Source organism: Streptomyces sp. NBRC 110611, assembly GCF_001590865.1.
Classification (GTDB): Bacteria; Actinomycetota; Actinomycetes; order Streptomycetales; family Streptomycetaceae; genus Streptomyces.
This window is the reverse complement of sequence record NZ_BBUY01000002.1, coordinates 720693-721801: the sequence shown is the minus strand read 5'-3', so window position 1 is coordinate 721801 and position 1109 is coordinate 720693. Positions and strand designations below refer to the sequence as shown.

Below are 1109 nucleotides of genomic sequence, written 5' to 3'. Positions count from 1 at the left end.
CGCCACGGCGGGAAAGCCGACAACGTGGGAATCAGGCCAAGCGCAGCGCAACACAGAATTGGCACCCTGGGCCCACGTTCCGTACCGTCGCCCGCCCCTCGTGTGCCTCGATGATGCCCCGCACGATCGCCAGGCCCAGCCCCGCCCCGCCCTGGCCGTCCGCACGCGGAGTGCGTGCGCTGGTGCCACGCCAGCCGGTGTCGAAGACCCGTGGCAGGTCCTCCGCCGGGATGCCGCCGCAGCTGTCCTCCACCGCGACCACCACCCGGTCGTCCTCGCGTCGCGCGCTGACCGCGACGGTGCCGTCGGCCGGGGTCGCACGAATCGCGTTGACCAGAAGATTTCCCAGGACACGGGTGATCTGCTGGGCGTCCACCCGTACCGGCAGCGGTGCCACCCCGCCGTCCACCAGCCGCACCCCGCTCGCCGCCGCCAGCGGCCCGGCGGCCGCCAGTGCCTCGTCCACCAGGTCGTACACCGAGACCCGCGAGAGCGTCAGCGTCAGCGCCCCGGCCTGGATGCGCGACAGTTCGAACAGGTCGTCGACCATCGCGGCCAGCCGGTCCACCTCGGTCCGCATACGGGAGTGGTAGCGCGCGGGGTCCTCGGCGATGCCGTCCTCCAGTGCCTCGGCCATCGCCCGCAGCCCCGCGAGCGGCGTCCGCAGATCGTGTGAGATCCCCGCGATCAGCTCGCGCCGGGAGGCGTCCAGCGCCCGCTCCCGCTCCCGCGCCTCGGCGAGGCGGGTACTGGTCTCCTCCAACGCCCGGGAGAGCGCGGCCAGTTCGGCTGTCGGAGGCTCGTCGGGTGCCACGAACCCGCCGGCGCTGCCGACCGTACGGGCCGCCCGCGCCAGCTCCCGGCTGCCCGCCGCGATCCGCCGCCCGAAGAGCAGCGCCGCCGCCAGCGACACCACACCGGACACCGCGACCACGGCCATCACCACGCCCAGGTCGTGCCCGGACAGGAACATCGCCTGGGCCACCGCCACCGTGCCCGCCGCCATCGCGGCCACCGCCAGCGCCGCCACCGCGAACAGTGACAGCGCCACCGAACCCCGCCGGAGCACCCGTACGGCGGGCGCGGCCAGCAGCCCCGCCGCTGCCGCG

At 74.9% G+C, this 1109-nt stretch carries 1 protein-coding gene; it reads right to left on the bottom strand.

Annotated features, from left to right (window positions below; all coding sequences use genetic code 11):
* Nucleotides 1–31: 31 nt before the first annotated feature.
* Nucleotides 32–1109: sensor histidine kinase (locus AZE13_RS07700; RefSeq protein WP_066928269.1), on the bottom strand; the 1078-nt coding region annotated here is incomplete at its 5' end.